The organism is Hydrogenophaga sp., from assembly GCF_022844385.1.
Lineage (GTDB): Bacteria > Pseudomonadota > Gammaproteobacteria > Burkholderiales > Burkholderiaceae_C > Hydrogenophaga.
This window is the reverse complement of sequence record NZ_JALHLX010000042.1, coordinates 20,481-21,811: the sequence shown is the minus strand read 5'-3', so window position 1 is coordinate 21,811 and position 1,331 is coordinate 20,481. Positions and strand designations below refer to the sequence as shown.

Annotated in this window: 2 protein-coding genes; one reads left to right on the top strand and one right to left on the bottom strand. The window is 56.6% G+C overall.

The features are described 5' to 3' along the window. Window positions 1-64 precede the first annotated feature (64 nt). Window positions 65-367: a transposase gene (locus Q0C59_RS09685; protein ID WP_291214531.1), complete on the bottom strand. Its 303-nt coding sequence runs from the start codon at window positions 365-367 to the stop codon at window positions 65-67. 743 nt (window positions 368-1,110) lie between these two features. On the opposite strand from Q0C59_RS09685, the gene Q0C59_RS19645 reads away from it, so the two are divergent. After that, on the top strand, window positions 1,111-1,331 hold a 221-nt coding region (locus Q0C59_RS19645; protein WP_366518840.1), incomplete at its 3' end, for a double zinc ribbon domain-containing protein.

The window sequence follows — 1,331 nt, the reverse complement described above, 5'->3', positions numbered from 1 at the left end:
CGCCGCTGGCTCATGCCGTGCTCGGCCATCAGGCTTTGAACAACCATCTCACGACGCTGCGGGGTCAGAGCTTTCGGTCAACAACATCCTTGAGCGCGTGGTGCATCAGCGCCAGTTCGGCGTACATGCGCTTGAGCATGGCATTCTCGTCCTGCAACTGGCGTAGCTGGGACAGATGCGACACCGTCATGCCCGAGAACTGGCTCTTCCACTTGTAGTACGTCGGCTCGCTGATGCCGTGCTTCCTGCACGTCTCGTTGCCCTTTGCTCCGAGCTCGACCTCCTTGAGGATGCCGACTATCTGGCTTTCACTGAATCTGGACTTCTTGATGTAGAGACTCCTGCAGGGGGAATTCTCTACTTCCACAAGGCTCAGGTTTTCAAGGGGACTTCACGAGCGCCTTGGCGGCCTTCTGCTCTTCCCCATCACCGCCTTTTTCCATGGCGGCGCTAAGGCGGAGAAGGGCATTCACAAGAGGGTTTGAGCGCGACGACCTTCAGGGTTGCTCAGCTTGCGCTCATCTTCTGGCTACGAATTGCGTCATCACACGCAGCTAGACAGTGGTTGACGGACTTTACTAACTTCAACTCGGTACGGCTGGTAGGGGGACAGTCAGTGAACGTCGTCTTGGCTGTTTGAGTTCGGTGTCGAACATAGGAGCTGCCAAATTGGATGATCGAAGCATGCTCTAACTTTGTGAACTGGTTACTAAACACACATGGGTAGACCAGTGGGAGAGGTCGTCTCTGCTGCAAATCTTCCTGGAATGGCATGCGTTGGTTTGAACGTGGCCGGGGAAATGTTCGCTCTGTCTACCCATATCCGAGTGTTCCCAAAGGTTAGTGGGACAACAGAAACATTCAAAAGAACCCGGAGACATTTGCTTACCTCGATGTGATACTCCTCACAAATACAGCGCGTCGAAACGCCTGAGCGAGGGGCTTGAAAAGAACCGTCGGAATGCGTGCAGCAACGCATCGAACGACTGTGTGATGGGGGGGTGATACCTACTTTGTCCTGCATGTCAGACGTACCTGAAGAGCGCCTGCTCGGTGAATTGCCGGCGCTCGGCCTCCGTCCCGACCGACGGAAATATCGCAGGGACGGGTATGGGATTGATTTGCAGCACATGCGGTGTCGACAACCGGGACAGCGCTCAACGGTGTAAGGGGTGCGGCACATCGCTGGAGACGGGTGCCTGCCCAGGCTGTGGGGCGCTTCGAAAGCCGAATGCCCGGTTCTGTGGTGAGTGCGGCAAGCCGCTGGAGGCTTCCGCAAACTCGGGTGTGATCACTCCGCTCGTACCGGTTCTTCCTTCGCCGCCACCGCC